This window comes from Aromatoleum evansii, from assembly GCF_012910805.1.
Classification (GTDB): domain Bacteria; phylum Pseudomonadota; class Gammaproteobacteria; order Burkholderiales; family Rhodocyclaceae; genus Aromatoleum; species Aromatoleum evansii.
The window spans coordinates 1-453 of sequence record NZ_WTVK01000218.1; the positions used below are offsets into that span (position 1 = coordinate 1).

At 62.7% G+C, this 453-nt stretch carries 1 protein-coding gene; it reads right to left on the reverse strand.

All coding sequences use genetic code 11. The features are described from left to right. The coding region (locus GO615_RS29915) for a carboxyvinyltransferase (protein WP_211167424.1) at window positions 1-453 on the reverse strand (453 nt) is incomplete at both ends.

Consider the following 453-nt stretch of genomic DNA (forward strand, 5'->3'; position numbering starts at 1 on the left):
CTCGTACACCCAGTCGTGGATGAGCGTCTTGCCCTCGGCGCACGCAGCGATGACGGCGAAGAACGGCAGGTTGTCGATGTTGAGGCCGGGGAAGGGCAGCGGGTGGATCTTGTCCGTCGGCGCCTTGAGCGGGCCCGGCTTCGTCGTGATGTCGACGAGGCGCGTGAAGCCGTTGTCCGAGGTGTACTCGTCGCTCATCTCGTACTGGAAGCCCATCTCCTCGAGGATGGCCAGTTCGATCTCCATGAACTCGATCGGCACGCGCTTGATCGTGATCTCGGACTTCGTGACGATGGCGGCTGCGATGAGGCTCATCGCCTCGATCGGGTCCTCGCTCGGGAAGTACTCGACGTCCTCGTTGATCTCGGCGACGCCGGTGATCTTGAGCGTCGTCGTGCCGATGCCCTCGATCGTCACGCCGAGCTTCTCGAGGAAGAAGCACAGATCCTGGAC